Source organism: Paenibacillus sp. 01T422, assembly GCF_056398785.1.
Window position 1 is genome coordinate 1 of record NZ_JBFTQB010001178.1, and the last position, 1,557, is coordinate 1,557.

3 protein-coding genes are annotated in these 1,557 nt (G+C 38.8%); all 3 read left to right on the top strand.

Going from position 1 to position 1,557, the window contains the following annotated elements; genetic code table 11:
- Positions 1-140 precede the first annotated feature (140 nt).
- Positions 141-359, top strand: coding sequence for a cation transporter (locus tag AC1DUA_RS36905; protein WP_477504452.1), 219 nt, complete (start codon positions 141-143; stop codon positions 357-359).
- A gap of 414 nt (positions 360-773) precedes the next feature.
- Complete coding sequence (locus tag AC1DUA_RS36910) at positions 774-989, top strand: hypothetical protein (RefSeq protein ID WP_477504453.1); 216 nt, start codon at positions 774-776, stop codon at positions 987-989.
- A 180-nt stretch (positions 990-1,169) separates the two neighbouring features.
- On the top strand, positions 1,170-1,557 hold a 388-nt coding region (locus AC1DUA_RS36915), incomplete at its 3' end, for a cupredoxin domain-containing protein (protein ID WP_477504454.1).

The window sequence follows — 1,557 nt, forward strand, 5'->3', positions numbered from 1 at the left end:
GCATCATTTTTCCTCTAGTTGGAATTTCTTTGCTAATTGTTCTTACTTTGGATGCATTAGTTATTCGTAGGGTACCGGCCTTAAAGCAGCTGCTTGGTTAATTCATTTCTTCAAAATTATATGGTGAGGTGGGAATGAGCATGAGTCAATTAACATTTCGTGTTGAAGGCATGTCATGTAATCATTGTGTAACTACAATTGAAAATACGTTGAAACAACTTGGGGCTCTGGGACGGGTAAACCTGGCCGATAAAACCGTTCAAATTGAATATGAGAAAGCCTCCATGGATATTCATTCACTGAAAGAGGCTATAGAAATGAAAGGTTTTGATGTTGTTTCTACGATAAGTAATGGATAATTGTCTATTTAAAAGAGGTGAAGTCTATTGAGAAAATTAACTCGAGGGATATTTTTAAAAATATGTGGTTTATTCCTGATYATAAGTGYATGTTCACGCAGTTTACCTGTAGCCGCGCATGAACACGGRGACTCAGCGACAGAGATCCAAATGGGGCCTTCTGTKTTAACGGTGAATACAAGTATTGCTTCTCTCATTTTTGTYCTGCTTGTAGTTGTYGTTCTCATTCTCCAYTTACGYGCTAARAARACTRTTWTAASTAAAATGACAGGCATGATGGCGGCTATGACGATTGCTATGGTWTCCAGTCTGGTWGTYGGCACAATAGCTGGWATTGTGTTAGAGAAATTATTCATTTCAACYGTTATTGGRGTCACCWTTGGMATGRYTGTTGGWTATKTATCCGGAAGGTCCTTGCATCTGCTWGCCTCTTTGGACGGCATGTTAGCAGGTTTGATGGGAGGCATGATGGGGGCGATGCTAGGTGTTATGGTGATCTCGGATTATCCGACACTTTCCATCGTTTTCATGGATGTTGTCTTAGCGGTCTCCATGTTGCTTCTATATAAGTTATTAGATGCCGAAGAAAATCTTCATTTGGATACTTCCGTTTCTCAGTTAGAGGCGTAGAAGATGTAGAGGTAGGCAATATAAAACAGGTAGTTCATCGGATTGATACTAAATTTTCATCAATCATTCATATTATTAGCACAAAGGACACAATCTAATTACATGTTCAGGTGTATAATCAACCTTGCCGGAATTTACTGGCTAGGTTGATTTTTTTATGATTCGAAAGGAGGGACTAGCTTGAAAAGTCGTATGACGAAATTCTCAAGAATAGGTCTTATTTCGGGAGTTCTTATGACTTGTCTTTTTATCTTTGCTTTATTTTATTTTCAGCAGCCGGAGTCATCAGCCGAAGAGCCCACGGTTACGCAACAAGGCGGATTTCAAGTTGTTACGATAAATGTGAAAGATGACGGCTTTTATCCTAACAATATCGAGGTTCAGGCAGGTGTGCCGATAAAGCTAAATTTCAAAAAACAAAGCCGCTTGACTTGTATCAAAAGTGTAGCATCACCTGAATTAGGAATGGATGTCTACTTGGAAAAAGGGGATAATTTCTTTACATTAAAAGATTTAAAACCCGGAACCTATAAATTTCACTGTGGTATGTATATGTGTACTACGGGAC

Bases quoted from the DNA above. Each gene is read 5' to 3' on its own strand.
- AC1DUA_RS36905 (WP_477504452.1), top strand. From the start codon at position 141: ATGAGTCAATTAACATTTCGTGTTGAAGGCATGTCATGTAATCATTGT.